Annotated in this window: 19 protein-coding genes and 1 pseudogene; 6 read left to right on the top strand and 14 right to left on the bottom strand. The window is 41.3% G+C overall.

The window, feature by feature from the left end; genetic code table 11:
- Window positions 1–15: 15 nt before the first annotated feature.
- From ABIX36_RS20320 to ABIX36_RS20275, 10 genes are all read right to left on the bottom strand, one after another.
- Window positions 16–3468 carry a SpvB/TcaC N-terminal domain-containing protein gene (locus ABIX36_RS20320; protein ID WP_348084003.1) on the bottom strand — a complete coding sequence of 1151 codons (3453 nt, stop codon included), beginning with the start codon at window positions 3466–3468 and terminating at the stop codon, window positions 16–18.
- A 29-nt stretch (window positions 3469–3497) separates the two neighbouring features.
- Window positions 3498–4499, bottom strand: a complete 1002-nt coding sequence (locus ABIX36_RS20315) for a hypothetical protein (protein WP_348084002.1) — start codon at window positions 4497–4499, stop codon at window positions 3498–3500.
- Between the two features lie 410 nt (window positions 4500–4909).
- Entirely contained in the window at window positions 4910–5857 is a 948-nt protein-coding gene (locus tag ABIX36_RS20310; protein ID WP_348084001.1) for a hypothetical protein, read from the bottom strand.
- Between the two features lies 1 nt (window position 5858).
- Window positions 5859–7319 carry an MBOAT family protein gene (locus tag ABIX36_RS20305; protein ID WP_348084000.1) on the bottom strand — a complete coding sequence of 487 codons (1461 nt, stop codon included), beginning with the start codon at window positions 7317–7319 and terminating at the stop codon, window positions 5859–5861.
- A gap of 182 nt (window positions 7320–7501) precedes the next feature.
- Window positions 7502–8026, bottom strand: a complete 525-nt coding sequence (locus ABIX36_RS20300; protein ID WP_348083999.1) for a hypothetical protein — start codon at window positions 8024–8026, stop codon at window positions 7502–7504.
- Window positions 8027–9238, bottom strand: a complete 1212-nt coding sequence (locus ABIX36_RS20295) for a hypothetical protein (protein ID WP_348083998.1) — start codon at window positions 9236–9238, stop codon at window positions 8027–8029.
- A 5-nt stretch (window positions 9239–9243) separates the two neighbouring features.
- A complete protein-coding gene (locus ABIX36_RS20290; RefSeq protein WP_348083997.1) occupies window positions 9244–11175 on the bottom strand; it encodes a hypothetical protein in 1932 nt (643 codons plus the stop codon).
- A 3-nt stretch (window positions 11176–11178) separates the two neighbouring features.
- Window positions 11179–12612, bottom strand: a complete 1434-nt coding sequence (locus tag ABIX36_RS20285; RefSeq protein WP_348083996.1) for a GspE/PulE family protein — start codon at window positions 12610–12612, stop codon at window positions 11179–11181.
- Window positions 12603–13133 (bottom strand): hypothetical protein, encoded by a 531-nt coding sequence (locus tag ABIX36_RS20280; RefSeq protein ID WP_348083995.1) that lies wholly within the window; start codon window positions 13131–13133, stop codon window positions 12603–12605. The genes ABIX36_RS20285 and ABIX36_RS20280 overlap by 10 nt, the downstream gene beginning before the upstream one ends.
- Before the next feature lies 1 nt (window position 13134).
- Window positions 13135–13557 carry a type II secretion system protein gene (locus ABIX36_RS20275; protein ID WP_348083994.1) on the bottom strand — a complete coding sequence of 141 codons (423 nt, stop codon included), beginning with the start codon at window positions 13555–13557 and terminating at the stop codon, window positions 13135–13137.
- Between the two features lie 82 nt (window positions 13558–13639).
- Between ABIX36_RS20275 and ABIX36_RS20270 the strand changes: the two are divergent.
- Window positions 13640–13816 (top strand): annotated as a pseudogene (locus ABIX36_RS20270) (transposase); the annotation flags it as partial.
- A 661-nt stretch (window positions 13817–14477) separates the two neighbouring features.
- The gene (locus ABIX36_RS20265) at window positions 14478–15008 is read left to right on the top strand and encodes an amidohydrolase family protein (RefSeq protein ID WP_348083993.1); all 531 of its coding nucleotides are present in this window, start codon (window positions 14478–14480) and stop codon (window positions 15006–15008) included.
- 215 nt (window positions 15009–15223) lie between these two features.
- Here ABIX36_RS20265 and ABIX36_RS20260 read toward each other — a convergent pair whose 3' ends face one another.
- Entirely contained in the window at window positions 15224–15991 is a 768-nt protein-coding gene (locus ABIX36_RS20260; RefSeq protein WP_348083992.1) for a DUF4382 domain-containing protein, read from the bottom strand.
- 572 nt (window positions 15992–16563) lie between these two features.
- Here ABIX36_RS20260 and ABIX36_RS20255 point away from each other — a divergent pair.
- The 4 genes from ABIX36_RS20255 (at window position 16564) to ABIX36_RS20240 (ending at window position 20103) form a co-directional block, all read left to right on the top strand.
- Window positions 16564–16689 carry a hypothetical protein gene (locus ABIX36_RS20255; protein ID WP_348083991.1) on the top strand — a complete coding sequence of 42 codons (126 nt, stop codon included), beginning with the start codon at window positions 16564–16566 and terminating at the stop codon, window positions 16687–16689.
- A 120-nt stretch (window positions 16690–16809) separates the two neighbouring features.
- Window positions 16810–17931, top strand: a complete 1122-nt coding sequence (locus tag ABIX36_RS20250) for an ATP-binding protein (RefSeq protein WP_348083990.1) — start codon at window positions 16810–16812, stop codon at window positions 17929–17931.
- A gap of 7 nt (window positions 17932–17938) precedes the next feature.
- Complete coding sequence (locus ABIX36_RS20245) at window positions 17939–18382, top strand: response regulator (protein WP_348083989.1); 444 nt, start codon at window positions 17939–17941, stop codon at window positions 18380–18382.
- Entirely contained in the window at window positions 18352–20103 is a 1752-nt protein-coding gene (locus ABIX36_RS20240) for an ATP-binding protein (RefSeq protein ID WP_348083988.1), read from the top strand. Before ABIX36_RS20245 ends, ABIX36_RS20240 begins: the two co-directional genes overlap by 31 nt.
- A 110-nt stretch (window positions 20104–20213) precedes the next feature.
- Here the strand turns inward: ABIX36_RS20240 and ABIX36_RS20235 are convergent, their stop codons facing one another.
- From ABIX36_RS20235 to ABIX36_RS20225, 3 genes are all read right to left on the bottom strand, one after another.
- The gene (locus ABIX36_RS20235; protein ID WP_348083987.1) at window positions 20214–21677 is read right to left on the bottom strand and encodes a serine/threonine-protein kinase; all 1464 of its coding nucleotides are present in this window, start codon (window positions 21675–21677) and stop codon (window positions 20214–20216) included.
- 84 nt (window positions 21678–21761) lie between these two features.
- A complete protein-coding gene (locus tag ABIX36_RS20230; RefSeq protein ID WP_348083986.1) occupies window positions 21762–22250 on the bottom strand; it encodes a hypothetical protein in 489 nt (162 codons plus the stop codon).
- Window positions 22251–22532: 282 nt separating this feature from the next.
- On the bottom strand, window positions 22533–22808 hold the full coding sequence (locus ABIX36_RS20225; protein ID WP_348084014.1) for a HAMP domain-containing sensor histidine kinase: 276 nt from the start codon (window positions 22806–22808) through the stop codon (window positions 22533–22535).
- Window positions 22809–22959 lie beyond the last annotated feature (151 nt).

Genomic DNA, 22959 nt, shown 5'->3' with positions numbered 1-22959 from the left:
ACGTAAACGGATGGCTTATTGCCCCTTGTAATGGTAATCGGTATGCTTAACGATATTGCCATTTTGGTCCTTAACATTGATCAACCGTAAGAAACTATCGTACTCGTAATAGGTAGTTAGGCCCTTCGGATCGGTTGCTGTGGTCATACCAATCAACGGCTCATATGTATATGTTGATAATTGCGCATCGGATGGGTAGATCCGTATATCATCATAGCCACTGGCAGCCTGCATTGAAAAGGAATTTGATATATAGGGCTGTTCGCCGGAAAACTTCCACACTCCCCCTGCTAAATACCAGTAACTGATTATATATGTCCGGCTATTGGGCTTCGTCCAACTGACGGTTGCGGTCGTGTTGTATTTAGCGCCGGTATGAGAAAGCCCCGCAACCGTACCAGTTGCTGCATTCTCTTCAAATCCTTCGAAATAAAACTCTGTGCTTGAAGCATTTACAGCTGATGCGATAGGATATTGATTGCTGTAACCCCAATGGTAGCTTGCAACCGGACCCGCAGTCTTTTGTTGGTCGAGCAGATTTCCGTAAGTATCATAGTTTGGCAAAAGAAGACGGCTTTGGGTTGGATTAGTTCCATCCTGACTCACTATTTCGAGCGGAACGATATTGTTAGACGATGTTTGGTAGTTGATGAGCAGCTTACTGACAATAGAGTTGCCATTATATGTTTCTGATTCGACCGGAACGGCCACTATATTGCGGCTGAGCATTGTATTTATCGCTGAAGTAGCCGATGTTGTCAGCGGGATGCTGGCATTAATATCAGCGAGTTCCAGGGCGGTTCGATTGTATTGTTTGAGCGTTTCGCCTTTACTGTTTGTCGTTTCTATTCTGACCGCCTTCGTGTTTTGCGGACTATCGTAAAAGTAATTTGTGCTTGTTGACGTTGAGCCTGTCCCTATGGAATTGTAGGCGGTTTCGGTGGAGTTGTTAAGAAACACCTGCTCGGAAGAGATATTAAATGGAGGGGCATTGACACCACAGTAATGGTAAATTGTTGTGCAAAGAGAAGGATCGTATAAAATAGAATAACCCGATGCAAAGTTGATAACCTGTGTTTTAAATTGAAACGAATAATTGTTGGTAATCTCTTTCACCTTTTGAGTAGTGCTGTAATCAGTTTGGTTAAGTAACAGCCCCCTTCGCCATTCGCGGGGATCAGTAGGTGGATAAGGAAATAAGCTCGCATTTAAAGTCCCGTTGTCAGATTCATTGCTAAATTGAGATATCGATTTTCCATTGCTTCCATTTAGTCCATATTGGGTCGTTACCGTTCCATAGCCAATAATTCCTCCCTGAATAGACCCTAATGAATATTTAGTAGAAGTATTTCTTGTTATGCGTCTGTAATTACACGATGCAGTTGACGGACTGACGGTCATTTTATCCTGTGCTGTCAAATAATCGTTTAAAGAATCGATGGGGCTAATGACAAAAGCATCGGCGTACGTGAAATACCTGTCGTTAATCGGCTGCGGATTAACTCCGTCATAGTTGAGTATGCTTTTGATCCTGAGCCCTCCAACCATCTGGTTGAAACTTTGCTGTCCAAGCGATTTAGAATAGTTAACCGTTGAACTGATATAAACATGGTCGTTAGAATTAGTGACATCTGTTGCAGGTACATTCGTAAAAATTTTAAGAGTGTAAATACCCGAATTTAACAGGCTGAAATAGGTGTCGCCCGAATAACTACTACCGGAAGATTGCAAGCTTCCTATAACCGTTCCATTGGAGGCTATTATTTGTGCATTTACTTTTGCTCCTGGCTGGCCTGCCATAATCTCGGAACTGATATTTCCGGTTAGAAGCAATTCTACGTATTGGGGTTTCGTTATCGTGAATGTGGAACTTTGCGTGGTTGTTTGTTGTGAAGGGGTCACATTTAAGACGGAGTTCAACGGAAAATCAGTGAACTGTTCAGTAGTAACAGGAATACTGTTCGGTTCGTAATTAAATTGGGTGCTTCCACCTGTTGGATAGATAATCTTTGTAAGCATTTCAGCCTGCATATAATCACCATTAAAAATGCGTTTCCCGCCAATCAAATGATTGGTGCTTGGTACGAAGCCGGCCGAGTATTGAAAGGAGGCTGTCCAGAAACTGGAGCCGGGTAGTGCAAAAAATACAGCGGGTAAAAGTGTCGTATTTGAAGTAGCGCCATTGTAATACCCCATATGATCCTGTGCGTAAGAACGCCTGGATGGAAGGTTCAAAGGATTGTATTGAAAAGACCAAAGTTGAAATGCTGAATTGTCTGGCGCTTGTCGCTTTAAACTTACTAAGCGAAGTCGACTTCGGAAGTAAGATGGATCAGCCGTACTGCCTGTGTATTCATTGCCTATTGTTAAGCTAGCCTGAGAAAAAGTGTAATTAAAAAGATAATCATCGATGTATTTTCCAGCAAATTTTGAAAATACTTTTATTTCCGATAGAGCCACGCCACCATTAAGGTCTGTTCTAGGGATGGTTGAAGGTATAAATTCTACCCTTGTTAAATCAGTCTCAATTGTTGTAAGGGACAAAACGGTAACCTGTTGTTCTTCGGCTTTTGAAGCCCGACTTGTGTTGGTGATGATAGAGCAGCCTCCTTGACCATTGCTATTATCTCCGGTTTTATATTCTATGGCGTCACTTTCAGTAAAGTGCGTGTCTTGTGTTATATTTTTAGATGAATAACTAAAGTTGACTATTTCCCCCACCGGAGATGTAATTGTTTTTAAAAGCCATGAAGAATTATAGGCTATCCCTCCGGCATTGTTGCCGTATCGGGTATTATTGTTGCTCTCAGTGCCGCCGGCGCCGCCAAACAACAATGTGGTACCGTCTTCCATGATTACCGTCCAGGAGCTGGCCATGCTATAGGTGATCTTTAAATTACTGTAAGGCATCGTTGTTACGGAACCGTCTGCTTTCAATAACAAGCGATAAGATTTTCCCATAGCGCTTAAGGTGTAAATATCCTGTTGACTATCCCCGTTGTTATCAGCTGCATCCGTACGGTGCTTTTTGTACAATTCTGCTGTTGCAGTATTTGTTGTGAAGTCATTTGGATTGGTGTAGTTGTTTGCGTAACTGAAGTAAGAATCTTCGTCTGGCAGATTTCGCACCGAACGACTGATCATTCCTCCTGCATTTAAATTCCATCCTAAACCAACCCAGGACGCAATATCGCCTACGCGATTGCCTGATGCATGATAAGAAATATCTATCGGAAGTTTAATGCTTCGGCCTTTTACTTCATAAATAGGAATACTGATATTTGGAACTCCGGTGTAAAGGCTCACCGGCCATTCCGAATACCTCCCCAGGCTTGAGGCGTTTGGAGACGGTGGCATAAGGTTTCTTAAATTTTCCAAAGATTTGTCAACCTGTGACTTGCTCACAAACGGTATCATCAAGGCAATAAATAGCACCAAAAACTCTTTGGAAGATCGATTAAACTTCATAGATTTTTACTTAAAGGCGGAGTGGATTTTTACCGGTTACTTTTTGACAATTGTGTTACTGCTTTTTTCAATAAATTTAGTTGTCTTTGCTGGGCACGTTTAATTTGATTGATTTGCTCCTGCTGCCTGCCCATTTCCTTATCCTTCTCAATCAAATACAGCGTCAGCTCTTCCACCTTTTTCAACAATAGTGTGTTCATCTCACCTACATCCATACCATTAGCCTCCACATCCTTAGCCGAAGGCATTTCCGGCAAATGATGATTTTGATCAATGTAGGTTTTGATATAGGATAGAGTGGGCAGTTGGTACGCCTTTTTGAAGACATAGTCGGGCCAATTAGACCTCAATTTGACTGTTATAGCGGTAGCTATTGCACTTCCGTTAACTGCAAATTGAAACCCGGCGGGTACGTAAGCAGTATTAACTCCAATTTGAGCAGTATTATTAATGGTTAAAGCTAAAGGATTTACATTCGTTCCGGAAGGATTGTAAACTTCGAATGCTAAGTAATCCGCGGCAGGCGATGCAGTAAATTTATGTGTAAATTGAAATGCGGAATGCGTATTATCATAAATACCACCCGTCGCAACTTTTCTGTTAAACCCAATTCCCATACTGGCTAATGAAAGCCGTTCGGGCAGCGTACCAACAACAGGATTTCCGTTAACGTCGAGAACCTCAGTAGGCGTTGTAGTTTTTATACCAACATTTCCGGCTGAGGGTGCCAGAATAAGATCTCCCATACTGGTTCCGGAACTTTTAACCACTTGAATTGATGCATAACCATTCTGACTTGCCGAGATACCTAATTGCAGAGACGTCCAACCACCATTGAATACACTTGGATTACCGATTGTAATCCCGCCCCCACCTTTGGGGTCTACGTTTAACGTGGCTGATGGGGTACTTGTTCCAATACCTACATTACCCGTATTTGTGTTATAGATAGTGGTGGTATTGCCAGCCCATTGTGCTTTTGCCTGTACCAATACGGAAACCAATAATGCAATTAATAGAATTTTTTTCATGAGTAATAAGGTTAAGGAAATAACGGCTTACTATATCCGCGATTCGAAAGCAATATAAATGGAAATATTTAATATTATAATTATTTTTCTAATAATTAATTATTAAATTCTCTATCTCGATTAAATTATACTGTCGGCTCGATCATTAAAAAAACGTATATTAGCAATAAGTAACTTATGATTTTAGACTACGTTACCCCTACTAAATAACTTTAAACTATGGCTGCAGATAACGCCAAACCCGAATATTCAAAGACTTTATGTCCTTGCGGGTTAACCAATCAATTTAATCAACAGCGTATACCAAGAAATGTCATTGCAAAAACAATCCTATTTTGGTTGCCTTTAAAACGATACAAGTGTTACCACTGTAATAAAAACAAATGGGTTATTGAATAAACAAGCATCTATCAGTTAGAAGCAATTATCATCTTGCCTTTTAGTAAACGGATTATTTTTTCGCCACGCAATTGCTTGCCTTTTAAAGTAAGATGATATTCCGTATCGTAAAATAAGCTATCTGGAAAAACCGAATCTTCGGGCGTGTTTAGTAGTTCTATCTTCATTTCTTTCTTAAAATCCCGGTGAATTGCCTCTATTACCTTAATTCTTGATTTGTAGATTTGCTCATCAAGGCAGGGATATAAAAAATAGGTTTTGATATGGTGTGTATCTGCAAATTCTTTAAAGCTATTTAGAGGTGCTATATCAAGGTTTTTTTGATAATCAATAACAACTTTTTTCAAAAATTCATGCGAGGGGTGAGGGTCGAAATTGCGTACCACATCCCCATTCTCGTTAAATGAAGTGCGGGAATAAACCACGTTGGTTGGGAATTTGCGAGTGGGGTGGCCGGTAAGGTTAGAGAAGGTAATGAAGAAATTATGTTGCAAGTCGTCGATAAAAAAATCGTGCAGAAACTGGCTCGGAGTGTGATTAAAGTATTTGCCGGCTGGAGGATACATGCGTTCAGCTTCTTTTTTAAATTTATAATCGCCGTCAACAGATAGGAAATACTCCGGAGAGATAATAATAATATCTTTTGGGCGGGCAATCGCTTTGGCTTCGTTCAGCATAAAATCGAGCCCGAAGCTGGCGTTTAGCCCCATATTTACAACGGGCAAGCCGGTTGCGGCCGCAATGGCTTTGCTATCAATGCCAAACGCAACGTTAGCCCCCCCAACAAAAATAATACGCGGCGACTTCATTTTTTCGGCGTAAGTGTGTTTGTCAACCATAGCACCGATGTACCCGTCGCTACCCATTGCTTTTGTGGGAAAGTAATTGCGGTTCATTGCAAAGGCCAGCAGTACCATAAGCACCACAAACACAAGTAGGTTAAAAATAAATTTCCTCATACTAAAACTGAAAATATACAAACTGCTGCGGCACCCCGGTAAAGTAGAAAATAGAGATGGCCACCGTAAAATAAAATGCCCAGCGCAAAGGTTTTGGCCAATTTACAGCAGTGTTAGCTATAGCAAACTGTTGCTCGCGGCCCAGCCATTCTATAACAATAAAAATAACAATCAGTACCACCAGCGCCGCAACGTTTACCGATCCGCCCATAAACATTTCGCCTTTGGGTACTACCAAAATGCTACGCGAAAAAATCCCTTTTATATAATTTAAAGCCAGCCCCACACTTTCGGCACGGAAAAATATCCAGGCAAAAACGGTTAGGGCAAAGGTTGTTCCCATTTTTAGTAAATCGGTAAAACCGGGTAGCAGTTTGCCCTGCGCCACTATCTCCAGGTTGTTGCGGTTTCTTTTTAGCAACAATAATGGCATAAAGTATAAAGCATTGAGGGCACCCCAAATGATGAAGGTCCCGTTAGCACCGTGCCAAAGGCCGCTCACAATAAATATCACAAAGATATTGCGCACTTGGTTTAGCTTGCTGCCTTTGCTGCCGCCAAGCGGGATGTAAACGTAATCGCGAAACCACGACGAGAGGGAAATATGCCAGCGCCGCCAAAATTCTGCAATATCCCTCGAAAAATAGGGGAAGGCAAAGTTGCGGATAAGTTCTATCCCGAAAAGTCTCGCTGTCCCCAACGCAATATCAGAGTATCCCGAAAAATCGCAATAGATCTGGATAGCGAAAAATATGGCACCCATCACCAGTACACTACCGGCATAATGCGTGTAGTTGTTAAATATCATATTGGCGTATTCGGCACAGTTATCGGCTATCACAATCTTTTTAAACAATCCCCAAAGTATTTGCCGCAACCCGTTTGTTGCCTGGCTGTAATCAAATTTGCGTTTCTTTTGTATCTGGGGGAGCAAATGGGTAGCCCGCTCTATCGGCCCGGCCACTAACAGCGGAAAGAAGCTTACAAATACTGAGTAATCAATAAAGTCGCGTGTGGGTTCTATTCGTTTTTTGTAAATATCGATAATGTAAGACAGGCCGTGGAACGTATAAAAAGAGATACCCACGGGCAATATTACATCAATTGCTCCAAAGTTTGATTTTAAGCCCACATGCGAAAGCATATGGGAGAAACTATCGGTAAAGAAGTTATAGTACTTAAACACTCCCAAAAACCCAAGGTTGACGATGATGCTAAGCCAGAGCCAAAACTTTTTTCTTCTAATTGTTTTTGCTTCGGATATTTTAATACCTGTGGAATAGTCCAGGAAAGTGGAAAACATGAGCAGAAAAAGGAATCGGTAATCCCAAAAGGCATAAAAAAAATAACTGGCAACTAACAGTAGTATATTTTGCAAGCGCATGTTTTTGCTGCCGGTAAACCAGTAAAGGGCGAATACCGCCGGCAAAAAAAGTGCAAAGTTTAGGGAGTTAAAAAGCATAGTTAAATGAAATCGGGAACAATTTACCGTTTTGCTTTGATTTTACGCAATAATTGTGAGTTATAATTATAAAAATACTATTTGATTGTCTGCAGGTAAATCTCAAACAAAAGCCGTTTATCTCTATTGACGAACCTTCCTTTAAAGGAAATTATAGCGCGAATAATCAAGTATTTAGATCGTTATAATTTTATTGTCTCTAAAGAAAGTTCGAGAATAGGCTGCCGCAATGCTCTTTCATTTCCTCTTGCAGGCCTCTTCAAATTCAAGGCTCTGACGACCCCTATACTTTCAGTTTTTTGCACCGCGACCAACACTTTCAGCAAAGCAAAATAATCTCCCTGTAACAGAATACGCTGCACGATGAATTGGTTGGTGGAATAAAGCGGGTCCTGTGAAGGCAATTCGATCAATTTGACGTTTTCCTTTTCGGCCATTAGCGAGATCTTATTAACGATAATATTTCTAAAGGTAACGGTGTCTGTTTTGTAACGGTCGATTACTTTATTAATATTAACCGCTTTACGTTCCAGGTACCCCGGTTCGTAACTTAAATTGCCAGCGCCTGCTAATTGGGTTTTATAGCTGCTATTCAGGTGCCAGGCTTCCACCGTATTCCTGAAAGCGAAACGATAACATATCAAAGCAAACACTACGGTTAAGATAATGAGCAGGTGATTGTCTTTTATAGGCAGCTTTTTCATCATTTAGTAATCTATTTCAATATCAAATTGCCCCGTGTTTTCTTCGGTACTAAAAACAAACCGCTCTAACTGTACATTTTTTACCCATTGTAGTGCCTTTATCCTTGCTATCCATTCATTTACAGGGATGATCCTTTGCGAATTCCCAATGATATGGATCCGTTTGTTTTTAAACGTTAACGTTTTTTCCAGCCGGGTTTTTTGAATATCTACCGGGTTGATGCTGACCTCTGTCCAGATGATTTCAGCCGGCGATTGTGCTGCTAACTGATCGATCAGCATACTTTTATTGATGCCGCCGTCCCAGCCAAGTGTTTTCAACAGCGCTTCTTTTCCAGCTATTTTTTTACTTAGGCTATCGATGTCTTCTGTGCTTTTTGATGTTAAAGCCAGCTGGTTTACCAGTTGAATATTCTGTGAGTTAAGCCCGGATAACAGGATGTAATTAGCTAAGAGCGCCACGAAAAATACCGCGAGTATTACGTAGGTAGCTGCCTTAAATTTCCTATGCCTGATAGTGTTGGCATAGGCTTCGGTTAAACTCTCCACAAATGCTGATATCGGCGATAGTTTATCGGCAAGGATGAGTTGAAAAGCCTGGGCGTATGGTAAAACAGCCCTTTCATCGATTACATCAACGTCTAATTTGATAGGATAGGGGCTTTTATTTATCTCATTAAAACTATAAGTTAACCAATCTCCACTTTCATTGCGGCTCACCTTATGCCCTGCGAATAAAAATTCTTCCCCATAAAAATTCAATTGATCGATAATGTTTTGCACAGCAAAGGGGCCTAGTGAAACGGCTAATACCTTGAACCCCTGACCGTTAAATTGATTGATCAAATGATCTGCTTCTGTTTTGCGGATAGCCGAAACGTAAGAATACTCGCCCGAAATAAAATTCTGAATATAAAAGTCTTTAGATTCGGCATTAGGCAAGATGGTGTGAAATGCATTCTTTTCAACTTCCTGTACCTTTTCTATCCGCTTGATGAGTATGCCCTTTCCGTAGATGTTTAACGAAACAAACTCCTTTTGCTTAATGTATTTCGATAGTTCTTTTATGTTGGTTAGCCCGGTTTTTGTCTGATCGATATTAAGCTGGTTACGATTTTTGGTTACCGAGCAAAGGGCAGCATCCACGCCTCCGTCCGGCTGCAAAAAAATGCTGATACCGGTACATTTTTCGATGTGGTAATATTGTTCCAGCATTACCCTTATCGTAAGATGGTTGATTTGATAAACAGTACCGTGACTATTTTGGAAGTAGATTTGGTTCTGCTGCTAAAGATCCATTTAAGAATCGGTATACGGGATAATAGCGGCGTCCCTCCTGTGTCATCACTATTTTCCGTTCTTTCAATCCCACCTAACACGATGGTATCTTCGCTATGCACCCGCAGACTGGTTTCAAACTTGCTGGTTGCCTGCGGCGGCGGCGAACCATCTGTAGGAATGGAGGTAAAATCAGATATATTTACCTTGATCCCCAGGGTTACCTGGTCGTCTCCGGATACAATTGGTTTTATCGCTATCGAGAGGTCAGCATTAACTTCCTGGTAAACATTGGTGAATATGGATTGTGCTGTTGATGCAGAGGGAATAATATCCCTTGTTGTATTTTTATAATATAATTTATTACCGATACTCAACGTGGCGGAATGTCCGTTTAATGCTGCCAATTTAGGGATCGACCTTATTTCTACATTGCGGTTATTTTCCAGCGCCCGCAAACTAACGTAAAAATTGGGTACAACGTGCCCCAAATTTATAGATGTGGCTTTACCTACCGTATTCAAAAAGTCGTTTATCGATCTTGCACCGAACGTATAATTAATGCCGGGTAACACAGAACCGCCTGTTTTTACACTGTCGGACACGCCTGCCGCAATACCCGTAGATATCATCCTGCTTTTATGAATATCAATAAGCGTTACTTCGATCAGCACCACCGGCACCAAAACATCCAATTGCTTGATCATCGATTCGATCTCGTTGATCTGTGCACTGGAACCGGATAACAGGATCGTATTTTGTTCGCGAAACTCTTTTATCTCCACCCCTCTTTTCCAATCAGCCGGGATCATTGCCATCACGGTATCAATAGACCTGTTTTGCAAATGGATTGGCTTGAAGCTTCTGAGGCCTTCGAGTTTCCGGTCACCGATGATATAAATTCCTTTTTCGGCATGAAAGGTAAACTCTGTGCTTTTGAACAGCAGCGTTAAAAATGTATCATAATCTATATCGGTAACATGAAGCGTGATCGTTCCCTTAAGCTCGGAGTAAATAGAATAACTCTTGTTTAATTCCTGTGAAGCTTGTTTAACGAGGTCTGCAATAGACCCATTTACGGCATCAACCGACAATAATTTTTGCCCGTTTATCGTCCGGCTGAATAAACCGGTGGTTATAGCAGGGCCATTATTGGCCGGTTTAAAATTGTTCCGTATCGACGTGGCTTTATCTCCATTCACATACAGTTGTTCATTATCTTCCAAGGGCTGAAAAAGATAAAAATTATCACTGGTTTTGATCATTTTGATCTCGTTGGTATAGGCCAGCTTTTCCAGCGCAGTTTCAAAAGGGGCACTGCCAATAAAACCCGATACCCGCTTGTTTTGCATGGCGAGCGGTACGATCACGTTTTTACCGGATATCTGCGTCACCTTCCGGGCGACAGCGGTTAAACTATCATTGTCCAGTTCGAGCGATAAGGTACTTTCCGCCGGGTTGTATTGGGCCTTAATTTCTTTAACCGGGGGCCTGATGAACTGGTTAGGGTCCTGGAATGGGGTGATATAGATTATTGCACCCACCGTGGCGATCTCCAGGTTATATTTTTTTGCCATCAGGACCAAAATATTGGCCGCCGTAACGCCGCTGAAAGAATCATAAATGGTAAAGCTAAGGCTGGGGTCGATACTGATGCTGATGTTGTTTGACCTGGAAAGTGCGTTTAGATATTCTTTGATGGAAATGCCGCTCACGAGTAGCTGCACACGCTGATTCAGCCCTGGGACGTTTGCTGACAGTACCTCCAGCTTCTGCTGGATCGATTGTATCCTGTCCTGCTGTTGCCCGAAAGAGGCACGGGAGAAGAAAAGGAAAAGTACAATTATGATGGTGCGGGTAAACGTTTTGTGCATGGTTTAGTAATTAAATAACAAGGGATAGATCTCTTCAATGGAGGTAAGCCCCTCACTGAATAAATTAAATGCATTCTCTGCCAAAGATTGTATCCCTTTTTCTTTCAGCAGGTTTTGAATATACATATTGCCGTTCTTTATTTCTAAAGCCAGGTCCTGATCAACAGGAATTACTTCATAAACGGCCTTTCGGCCCTTATAGCCGGTGTAAAAGCAGTGTTCGCAGCCTTTGGCTACATAATGGCTTTGCACCTCAACAAAAGGCTTAAATTGCCTGGGATAGAGTTCGGTGGTAAACGGTTGTTTTTCTTTGCAATGCGGGCATAACTGACGAATTAGCCGCTGGGCAACTGTAGTGTTCAGTGTGCTGGCTACCAGGAACGGTGGGATACCCATATCGATTAAACGAGACACCGTTCCCCATGCCGAATTGGTGTGGATGGTAGATAACACCAGGTGGCCGGTTAAAGCAGCGCGGATGGCCATATTGGCGGTATCTACGTCCCTGATCTCCCCTACCATGATCACATCCGGATCCTGCCTTAAAAAGGTTCTGAGCGCAGCAGCAAAAGTTAGCCCGATGGATTCTTTCAATTGTACCTGGTTAACGCCTTCTAAAGTATATTCTATCGGGTCTTCGATAGTCAGGATATTCCTGATCTCTTTGTTGAGGAGTTTTAAAGTGGCGTATAGCGTCGTTGTCTTGCCGGACCCCGTAGGCCCGCTGATCAATAGAATTCCGTTAGGCCGTTTGGCTCCCTGGAGATAATTTTCGAGATCTGTTTTAGAAAAGCCAAGTGTATTCAGATCGATCTCTGTTGCATCGTTATTCAATAGCCTGAGAACAACTTTTTCTCCGTGCAGCGTTGGCAAAACAGATGCCCGGATATCGAACTGCTGATCGCCAAACTTATAAGCTATACGGCCATCCTGCGGCAAACGCTTTTCAGCAATATCCAGGTTAGCCAATATTTTTATTTTGTTGATCAGTGCTGGATAGTCTGCGCGTTCCAGCAAATACCTTTCCACCATCATGCCGTCAATGCGGATCCTCACCCGGCATTTGCTCTCGTAACTTTCTATGTGGATATCGCTGCTTTTGAGATTTTTCGCCTCCCCGATCAGGTTCATCAAAAAATCGTCGGCATTATCTGCCTGAAGACGTGCCGCTCCGGAAGTTGCTGCCGATTGTTTGATATAGTAAGTAGATAAAAGCCTTGCGATTTGTGATGATGCCAGAGGCTGTAGCGCAACATCTTGCCCGAGCAATATTTCCAATTCAGATAATAAGGAATATTGGTCTGCGCCGTCTTCGCAAAAAAGTTGTAGTGTATTGTTCTCTTTGCCTTTGGGAAGAACACGGTAATGCCATGCCTGGTCCTTGGTCAGCCAGTGAATATGTTCAGTTTGAAGGGTGATATCTGTGCTTAGGTCCATTTGGTCATCAGATGCAGCAGCCAGTAATCATTAGTTAAATTTACCGTTGAGCTGCACCAGTCAAGTGCTAAATATAATGCAAAAATTAGAGATTGAAGCCCGGCGAGCGGTATTTTTTTACTTTTAATTAAAGAAGTTTTTTGCCCCACTGCCCATATCATTAAAATGAGCACCAGACTGGTCATGTAAAAAAAAAGGAGGTTCAACACTGATACGTAAAAACAAAGTGTTAAAAGAAATAGTACATCGCCCCAGCCTAAAAGATGTGCTGTGATGTTCACCCAACTTTTTTGTTTTAAGGAAAAATAAGCCGATACTAAAAGCCATTGCAGGAATAAAAAAACAAAGTTTATCGCCGTAGTCAGAAGGATCTCTTTTAAAGGTATGCTGTCAAGTACATTAAGGACAAGAAATAAAGCCGCCAACAGCGGAAATAAAAACCAATAGACAGCCCGATGTATCAGATCTTGTAAAAAGATCCCGGCTAAGAGCAACACGATAATAATTCTGAGTTCGAGCACTTTAGTCCGCTGTAATTTCTTTCAACGTCTTCTCCTGGTTGATCTCCCAAACATTGAACGTTCCATTGCCATTGAAATCTACTACAGCTACTGCCCGTGCCGTAAAAGTAGTGTTGGTAGCATTGGTTATTTCGATCCGGTAATTTGCCCTCGCATCTTTACCATCGGTAACCAGTTTTTCTTGTATGAAGCCAAGTTCCGTCAAATCACTGGAATATTTTGAATGCTCGTAAAAATAGCTTTGCTCTAAGCTTTGCAGGTGCGCGAGTTGTGTTTTTGCTTCAACTGTTTTTGCTTTGGTGATTAAAGGAAGCAAATTGGGTAACACCAGCAATACTAAAATACCAATAATAACGAGTACGACCAATATCTCGGTAAGGGTATAAGCTTTTAGTTTTTTTAAAGCGGCTTGTTTAGGTTTCATAAGAAAAATTTACTCTACTAAATTAATAACATAAATTAATATCGCCTACATTGTTTATGAAGAATATTGTAATTCCACTTAAAAGCTAAGATTAAGTAAACGTTCCGTTATTGAAACGGTCACCGATGAACTCAAGAATATCTGCCAGGTGGAGCATCCAATATATAGGTCCTTTGCTAATTTGATCGCAGGTTTCGCCTATTCTTTTTTCCGAAAAAACCTTCTATACAATACCATTCTGTTAAATCATCTCAATTGACAGCCTCTGTAGAATGGGCGATCCGGATACATTCGAGAAAGTAAAATGGATTTTACAATGGCTGAAGTACCTTTCAAACCTACGTGTAATTCTATTAGTGAGAATTACCCGGGATATCCTGATTGGCTTCGTGATTCGAAGGTAAGCTCAAACAGCAAACTATAAACATCTGTAAGTAAACATCTTACAGGCAATCGAAACATAACACTTTGTAAATCAAGGACTGTTCGACAGTCGAACATTTTGCTTTAAAACTTTCCAAATAAAAGTTTTTAATTTCTTCAATATTGTCCATCAAAGATGTAATTAGTCGGCGAAAAAAGACTATCTAAACTTTGGTTGATATTAGAAGAGAAATAGAGGATTTAAAGCTTACCGGAGTAAACTATAAGACAATAGAATTTAGATATAAAAACGCTCGAAATAGCTATCAGGAGTTTAAAATTGAATCTGAAAATTTACGGGATAAAACGCGGGAAAATGATATAATAATATAATATCTGAACTCTGACGACATCGAGATTTTACTCAAGTCCTATAGTTTGAAAGATCAATTCAATTAAGACAATGATAGTAAATATAAATATAACCTCAAGCCTTCGGAATTGTCAAATACAGCTTGGTTTAAATTGAAGATGAACAAAGCAGATCGATTGGCAAGGTGCTGGATATGATGGAAGCCATGAATGTTGATTGGAAACCCCTGCGGCCACGTTTTGAGCATGGTGACGAAATTGATTACTCGCCTGAATATTTAAAGAGAGCACTTAAAATGGGTGTGATCATCGTGCAGAATCCAACGCATTTTGCTCCCGTGCCTGGTATGACGCAACTACCGCAAGCTACTCATGGCATGGCTTTAAGTTCATTATTAAAAGCAGGGATTCCACTCGCAATAGGTTCTGATGGCCCTTTTGATCCTTTTTTGAATATCATGCTGGCCACCACCCATCCTATGCGCCATAGCGAAGCGCTAACCCGCGAACAGGCTGTAATTGCCTATACCCGTACGGCGGCGTACGCGGAGTTTGAAGAGCAGAACAAAGGCACACTAACCGTTGGCAAAGTTGCCGACCTGGCGGTTCTGTCGAAAGATATTTTTATAGATTCGCAAATCATGGGGACTCAAAGTGTGCTGACTATGGTAAACGGAAATGTAGTTTATGACAATGGTTTACTCAAAATTAAATAGGGATTATAGTGTAACATATATGATGATATACTTATCGCTACTCCTATAGAACAGTCGTTTTAATTACTTCAAATAATACCCTCCTATTCACCATTGTCCGGAATAAAAGGACAAAAAAAAGATCAATTTAATAAGCAAATATTTATTACTCATTAAATTGATCTACCGGTTCGTGTCTACCCACGTGCAACACATAGAAAGATATGAAAACCTACTTACTGCGTTATTGTAACGCTTCCCAGGTCTTTAACGGCACCATTAACTACGGTTACATTATCAATTGTCTTAACCGCATACGGTGTTACGGGTGCAAAATTTACCCGGTACGTGCCAGCTGCCAAACCCGGGAAATAAAATTTGCCGGTTGCATCAGCAATCGTTCCAACGGTATCTGTTCCCATAATAGCGTAAACCCGAGGGAAAGCAGCTGCAGGGGTAACTACCCCGGTCAATGCACCCGATACAGCAGCCGGAATGGCCCTGATCACTGGCTTCAGATTGTATTTGCCATTACCGGTGGTTACAATCGATTGTGCCGCATCAAAGTCTAACAGTAATGTGTAGGCAATACCGGAGGTGAGGTCATCCTGCACTTTAAGTTTTACACCTGACGTTTGTCCGCTTGGAGTATTCAGGTCATAGGAAACGCCATTGATAACTACCCTGTTACCGGTATTATTCAATACCAGACGTACCTCCTGTAAGCGGCCCGCGGGAACATCAACGCCTGCGAGCACGGTATCTTTGCCATTTCTGAAACGGAGGATGTCTATCGGGGTTCCGTTAACGTCTACCGTTTTTTCACCGCCTGATGAAAGGATAACAACTTGTTTAATGTTCAGGATCACGGCATCATAAGCCCCCGGGGCATCAGTCAGCTTCACCGTAACGCGGGCAGTGCCGGCTGAATTTGCGCTGTCTTTTTTGCAGGATGCAAAACTCAAACCTAAAAGGGCAGCGGAAAATAAAATTAACTTTTTCATATAAATTGGTTTAATTAGTGTACTATGTTAAACGGAAACGCCTTTATAAGGTTTAATCACGGCTATCCGACAGACCCCTATTGCTTAATATATATACTTCAAAGACATTTTATGTTTTTATAGTTAATGGACAAAACCTGTTGCTTTCCAAAAGGTATTAGCTATCGGTAAAAAAGGCTCTTATAAGGATGCCGAAGCGATTTATACCATTCCTTTTACACGTAATTCCCTGAAAGTTACTTTGAAAGGCGAAGCCGTTCCCATTCCTTTTGGCGCGTGGGTATCCAATAAAATGACAATGGATGATAATTCAGCCGTAATTATGGGCGACAGCGTATTATTGCAGGGGGAGATCAACTCCTTGATTACGGCAACGCAATCAGCTAGCTTGGAAACTGGGGCAATCCATAATCACAACTTTATGAAGAGCCACGTATCTTATACATGCACATCCACGGATGGGGACGGTTGAGGAACTGGTTGAAAAATATTCAAAGGCATTTCAGCTACCAAATATCTCCTAAGAACCAGCTACCCGACAGGCCGCCACCCCAAAAAAAGGTAAGATATATTTGACGCATCCAATTAAATGGTATCATCAATACGAAGCAGCCGTCAACGGCCCGACCATCAAATATACCATTGGCAGGGCTGAATTGAAGGTGATCGCCATGCTATATATAAAAGTATCCGATTGACGAGACAGTGGCTGATAAATGATAACCGGGATATTATGTTAGCTTTATAGCTTTATAGCAGGGGCTTTTCAGAGTTATGGTCCTTTAATAATCACTTCAAATAGATCGCAAGTTTAGCGCATGAAAAAAACAGATGCAGATGAATTATTTATTGCCAACAGGGAAATAGCTTTCCAACAACAGGAGAAAGAAGACCGTGCAGCAGAATTGATCATTGCGAACAAAGAGCTTCTTTTTCAAAACGAACAGAAGGAATTGCGCGCTGCCGAATTGATCGTCGCTAATAAAGAGCTTCTTTTTCAAAACAAAGAGAAGGAATTGCGCGCTGCCGAATTGATCATCGCGAATAAGGAACTCGCTTTTCAGAACGCCGAAAAAGAAGCCCGTGCAGCCGAATTGATCATCGCGAATAAAGAATTGGCTTTTCAAAATACGGAGAAGGAAAAAAGGGCCCAGGAATTACTAAACGCCAACAACGAATTAAAGAAGGCAGAGGACGATATTCGCAAATTAAATGAAGAGTTAGAACAAAAAGTAATTGACCGGACAGCCGAGTTGGAAACCGTTAACAAAGAGTTAGGTTCATTCTCCTATTCCGTTTCTCATGATTTACGCGCCCCGATCAGAGCCATTAACGGTTATTCAAGGATACTTGCAGAAGATTATGCCGACAAGCTTGATGATGAAGGAAACAAAATTTTGCTTTCTATCATCACCAATTCCAAAAAAATGGGGGTACTTATTGATGACCTGCTTGCTTTCTCTAAACTGGGAAGAAAACAGGTTACCGTTGCTGAAGTGTCCATGATTGATCTTGTACAAACGGTAAGGGACGAACTAATCTTTGATAAAAAAGATAATATTCCTGTCTTCACTATTAGCAACCTCCTGCCTGCCAAAGGGGATAAATCTTTAATTAAGCAAGTCTGGGTCAACCTAATTTCAAATGCCATTAAGTATTCCAAATATAAGCCAACAACCTCAATAGCAATCAGTAGTAATGAAAAGGATGACTTGATAATTTATTCCGTTCGGGATAATGGTGCCGGATTTGATATGCAATACTATGATAAATTATTCGGTGTATTTCAGCGCTTACATTCACAGGAAGAATTTGAAGGAACCGGAATTGGCCTGGCGATCGTGCAGAAGATCGTCAACAGGCACAAAGGGACAGTTTGGGCCGAATCCATTTTAGATGAAGGCACCTGTTTTTATTTTAGTTTACCAAAATCTATTTAAAGAACATATGATGAATTACGACGATGTTGAAATTTTATTCGTGGAAGATAGCGCTGATGATGCTGTCTTAACCATCAGGGCACTTTCAAAAAGTGGTTTTGCTAACAAACTTCATCATGTTATAGATGGTGCGGTAGCACTTGATTTTTTATACTGCCGTGGTATTTATGCAGAACGTAATAAAAAACATTATCCCAAACTGGTTTTGCTTGATCTTAAAATGCCAAAAATATCAGGCATACAGGTACTCGAAGCAATTAAGTCGGACCCTGATCTCAAATCAATACCGGTAGTTATGCTTACTTCATCAAATGAAGGCCCGGACATAGAAAAATGCTTTGAACTTGGTGCCAATAGTTATATCGTTAAACCGGTAGACAGTGATAACTTTTTTAATGCTATTAAAGAGATCGGTTTATATTGGATGATCCTAAGCCAGCCGGCGCATTAACGGGAAAAATAACAATGGCTGAAAGCACTCAGACAATAAAGCAATTAAAAATAACTGAAAAGATAGCTATAAAGATGACCGATCCGAAAATCCTGATTCTCGAAGACAACGATTCAGATGCCGATCTGCTTTGCCGTGAATTGAAAAAGTCAGGTATTAATTTCACTTCAAAAGTTGTTCAAAACCGGAGCGATTATGAGCGGGCACTTGAAAGCTTTCAACCTGATATTATTCTTTCGGATTATTCCCTGCCGTCTTTTGATGCAGTAACGGCTTTTAAGATCAAACAAAGCCGTTACCCCCTGCTGCCATTTATCATTGTTTCCGGCATTATTGGTGAGGAAAACGCGGTTGCCCTGATCAACAGCGGAGTTACGGACTATGCCTCTAAAAATAACCTGTTTATGCTGCCTGCAAAAATACAGCGGGCGCTAAAAGATACAGAAATAAGGCTCGCAAAAATACTTGCCGACGAACAGTTACAAACCCAGGCAACCGAGTTAGTGCGTGCTAACCGCGAACTCCTCTTTCAAAATAAAGAGAAGGAGAAAAGCGCACAGCAATTACGCAGATCGAATGAATTACTCATTGAAGAAAAAGAAAAAGTCAGATCGATCAACGAGGAGTTGGGCCAGTTAAACCTGGAACTGGAAGACCGGGTTGCTTCCCGCACAAAAGCGTTGGCGGAAAGTGAAAATCGTTTTCGCAATATGATGGAAACTATCCCGCAGATCGCCTGGACGAACACCATCAGCGGAAAAGCCGATTTCTATAATCAGCGGTGGTATGACTACACCGGACTGAACTTTGAGCAAACTGATACAAACGGCTTTATCAACGTAATCCACCCCGATGACCTTGCAGAAGGCCTACATCAATTTAGTTTGCTATACAAAAGCCTTGAAGGCGGTGAATTTCAGATCCGCGGCAAACGCGCTGACGGCGCTTACAGATGGCACCTGATTCGTTTAATGCCGATAAAAAGTCCGGAAGGTGAATTACTGCAATGGGTCGGTACTGCTACTGATATCCATGAATTACGCCTATTGCAGCAACATAAAGACGATTTTATCAATATTGCCAGTCACGAGCTGAAGACACCCATTACCAGTCTTAGAGCCTCCCTTCAATTATTAGACAGGATGAAAGATAGCCCCTCACCTGTAATGCTTCCTAAGCTGATTACTCAGGCTAATAAAAGTTTGGATAAAGTTTATATCTTGATTAACGATTTGTTAAATACAAGCAATACAGATGAGGTTCAGCTTCAAATTAAACATCAAAAATATAATTTGCTAACTGCCATAAGCGAATGTTGTGAGAATGTGCTTAAAGGAAGCGATTTTACATATCAGATTGAAGGTGATGCGGCCCTGGAGGTTTATGCTGACTTTTCGCGTATTGAGCAAGTCGTTACAAATTTTATCACTAATGCTATGAAATATGCCCCTGATTCTAAAGAAATTAAGGTTCGGGCTGCAAGTTTTCCCGGTATGGTAAAAGTTTCAGTTATTGATAAGGGGGCCGGTATTCCGGCAAAAAACTTACCGTCTCTGTTCGACCGATATTACAGAGTAGATCACAGCGGGGATACTTACACTGGCTTGGGGCTTGGGCTCTACATATGTTCTGAAATTATTAAAAAACATAATGGAACAATTGGAGTAGACAGCGAATTAGGCAAAGGAAGTACCTTTTGGTTCACCTTACCGATAGCTTAATACCGTTTTTTGTAATGCTGAAAACATTTTTTTTTGTTACGGTTTTGATGCGTTTCGGCTGGTTGCTAAGTTGGGGGGTTAAGCGAGGAAGAGTAACTCGATATATTGATTTATTCTTTTAAATCCGCTTTTCGGAGCCAGCCTTTAGTGACATTATTATCCTTATCAGTGAGCTCAATATAAACGAAACTTGTCGTCTCGTCCACTGCTTCGACTCCCGCATCGTTTTTTTGTTCCAGATATACCGGCGAAATGGAATTGATATCGGGCTGATCATATAAATACACCTGCGAAACAGCCAAATGATAAGTTTTCCCTTTTGTACCTGGTTTCGGTTTGTTATCAAAAGTGCTATCCTGATCGGTCGCAGAATTTTTTAGAGTGTCCTGAGTTGTCGTGATAGCAGCAGTGCTTGCTTTTTTCGCTGAAAACCAAAGGACTGTAAATACAAAAAGGATTGAAAATACAATGCTAAAAACTTTGAATAATGTCTTAGAAATTGCAATAGAAACTGCGTGCACCTGGAAACCATTAGAAAAGTCAACTGGTAGCACTGAGTTACTCCTGGTATTTGAGGATTGATTATTGAGTACCAAAGCATTTAAACGTCCATTTTCCTTTTCAAGGCGGTTTATTTCAGATCTATCCACCTCGGTTATAGGTGCTGTTGTAATACCCCCATTATTCAGCGCAGTTTGGAGTTCATGACCATCCAAAAACCTGTTTTCCGGAAGTTTTTCAAGGCATTTGGCAATAACGTTTAACAACCACAGGGGCACTTGCATTTCCCTGTTTTTCACCTCTGCGGTCCAGTTAGCTGGCTGGTTTTGCTTCCGTAAGTTTAAAAGATCGGGTACGGGTTTTTCCATATGAGCCACCATAACGGTGTTGCGAGATGTTTCACTATTCCCGTTTAAGGGAAATGGCACCTGGCCGGTGAGCAATTCGTACATAACCACCCCATAGCTATAAATGTCGGTTTGTAACAGCATCTCCCCGTCATTTTGCTCAGGTGCCATAAATTCGATAGCCCCGGCATGCTTTAAACTTGTCCGCCGTTGCTCTTCGGTCATAATCGCCATCCCGAAATCGAGCAGGATATAGTTGCCTGTTTGGATATTATATTTTATGTTGTTGCTTTTGATATCGCCATGTTTTATACCGAGGCGGTGGCAATGGGATAAGGCGCTGGCCAGTTGCTCTGCCACCTTGATTGCCTCTTTGACGGTAAAGACTTGTTCGTGGGGGGGGTTGAGTAATTCTTCCAGGTCAGGGCCTTCAATAAATTCCATTTCGATAAATGGCAAAGAGCCACTTTCTGTAATTCCAGAGCTCAATATTTTGACAATATTGGCGCTGGGTACTTCATTTACTTTTTTTAGCTTTTCAACTTCATTCTGAAAATTGCGGAAATTTTTATCCTCCATATCTTCGGTATGGATTGGCGTTGGCAATAATTTGACAGCGGTTATGAACGAACCTACGCGCTTTGCTTTATAAACGGAACCCTGCCCACCTGTTCGTAGGGCACCCATGTTTTCCAAACCATCTGTTATGGTAAAAACTTTACTCATCAAAATGCGAGATTAACAATATATAAGCGATAACAAAAAAGGGAATTGACTGAAATAAACCATGGGCGTTAGTAATGCGATAATTTAATCTTTACCATGCTTTTTATTATGTCCATGTTTTTTAGCCTGACCTGGCGGCATCCAGTTCCTCTGTTTTTTAGCCTGACCTGGTGGTACATGATACGGGCGACTATGCCCACTTTCACGCCGATCATCGCGGTATTTTTTCACATAAATAATTCGTTGATCCTTGAAATAGGTATACGGCTCGTTCCCGTAATATCTTACGGCAATATGATGAAGTTTACCAATATCGAAAGTGCCGTAAGCAGATGGCAACCTATTTGCAAATGTCCATCTTCCATTATGATTGTAATAATACCCCGAGCGGACAGCATCATAATAGGTATCCTTTTCTGGAATATAATAATACCGAATTACATGCGCTTCTGCCGGAGGTGCCCATACGGGTGGGTTGCTTATATTGACGTGAACTGAAATTTGACCAGCAGCTTTAAAGATATTTATGCTGCTTAAAAGTGCCAAAACGCAAAAAAGTAATATTCTTTTCATCTGTAGTTATCAATTAGTTGTTATATCAACATAAAGAGGACACCATTGTTTAATATAAGATATTTCGGTACCACTATTTAGCCATGAACTGCGGATCAAAGGTCTATTCATTGATTCATACAAAATTCCGTCTAATAATCCCTGCGAGTGTTGACGATTCTTTCTTTAATGATCGCCGGTTTTGGCATCGGCCTTTATTTATCCGCCAAGACCATTGAGCGCCATGGTGGAAGATATGGATATAAAGTGAATTAGGAAGTGGCAGTATGTTTAAATTTACGCTCATCCTGAATTGAGACGGGGCATATCGCCTTTTAGCAAGGTGATCTTGAACGTTGTCCCCATGCCCATCGCGCTGGTTAAACTGATCACGCCACCTAAAGCCTCCACATGGCTTTTTACCAGGAACAAACCGAGTCCTTTACCCTCAATATGGATATGGAACCGTTTATAAGGTTTAAATAAATCTTCCCCATGCCGGTCAAGGTCTATTCCGCAGCCATTGTCGGTAAATATTATAAAGATCATTTTTGCATCCTGCGATAGATGAATATCAATGAGCGGCTCAGCTTCAGATCTGTATGGATATTCCGCTCCATAGTATACCAGTGATTCCGCTACAAAAGGGACCAGTGATTCCGCTGCAAAAGGGGCCAGTCAAAAGATAAGAGGTTGCTAAAAGATCACCGGGAAAGGATGTTTTTTCCAT

The organism is Mucilaginibacter sp. (genome assembly GCF_039925265.1).
In the GTDB taxonomy this organism is placed as follows: domain Bacteria; phylum Bacteroidota; class Bacteroidia; order Sphingobacteriales; family Sphingobacteriaceae; genus Mucilaginibacter.
The sequence above is the reverse complement of the archived record's forward strand: the minus strand, read 5'-3'. Positions and strand labels throughout refer to the sequence as shown.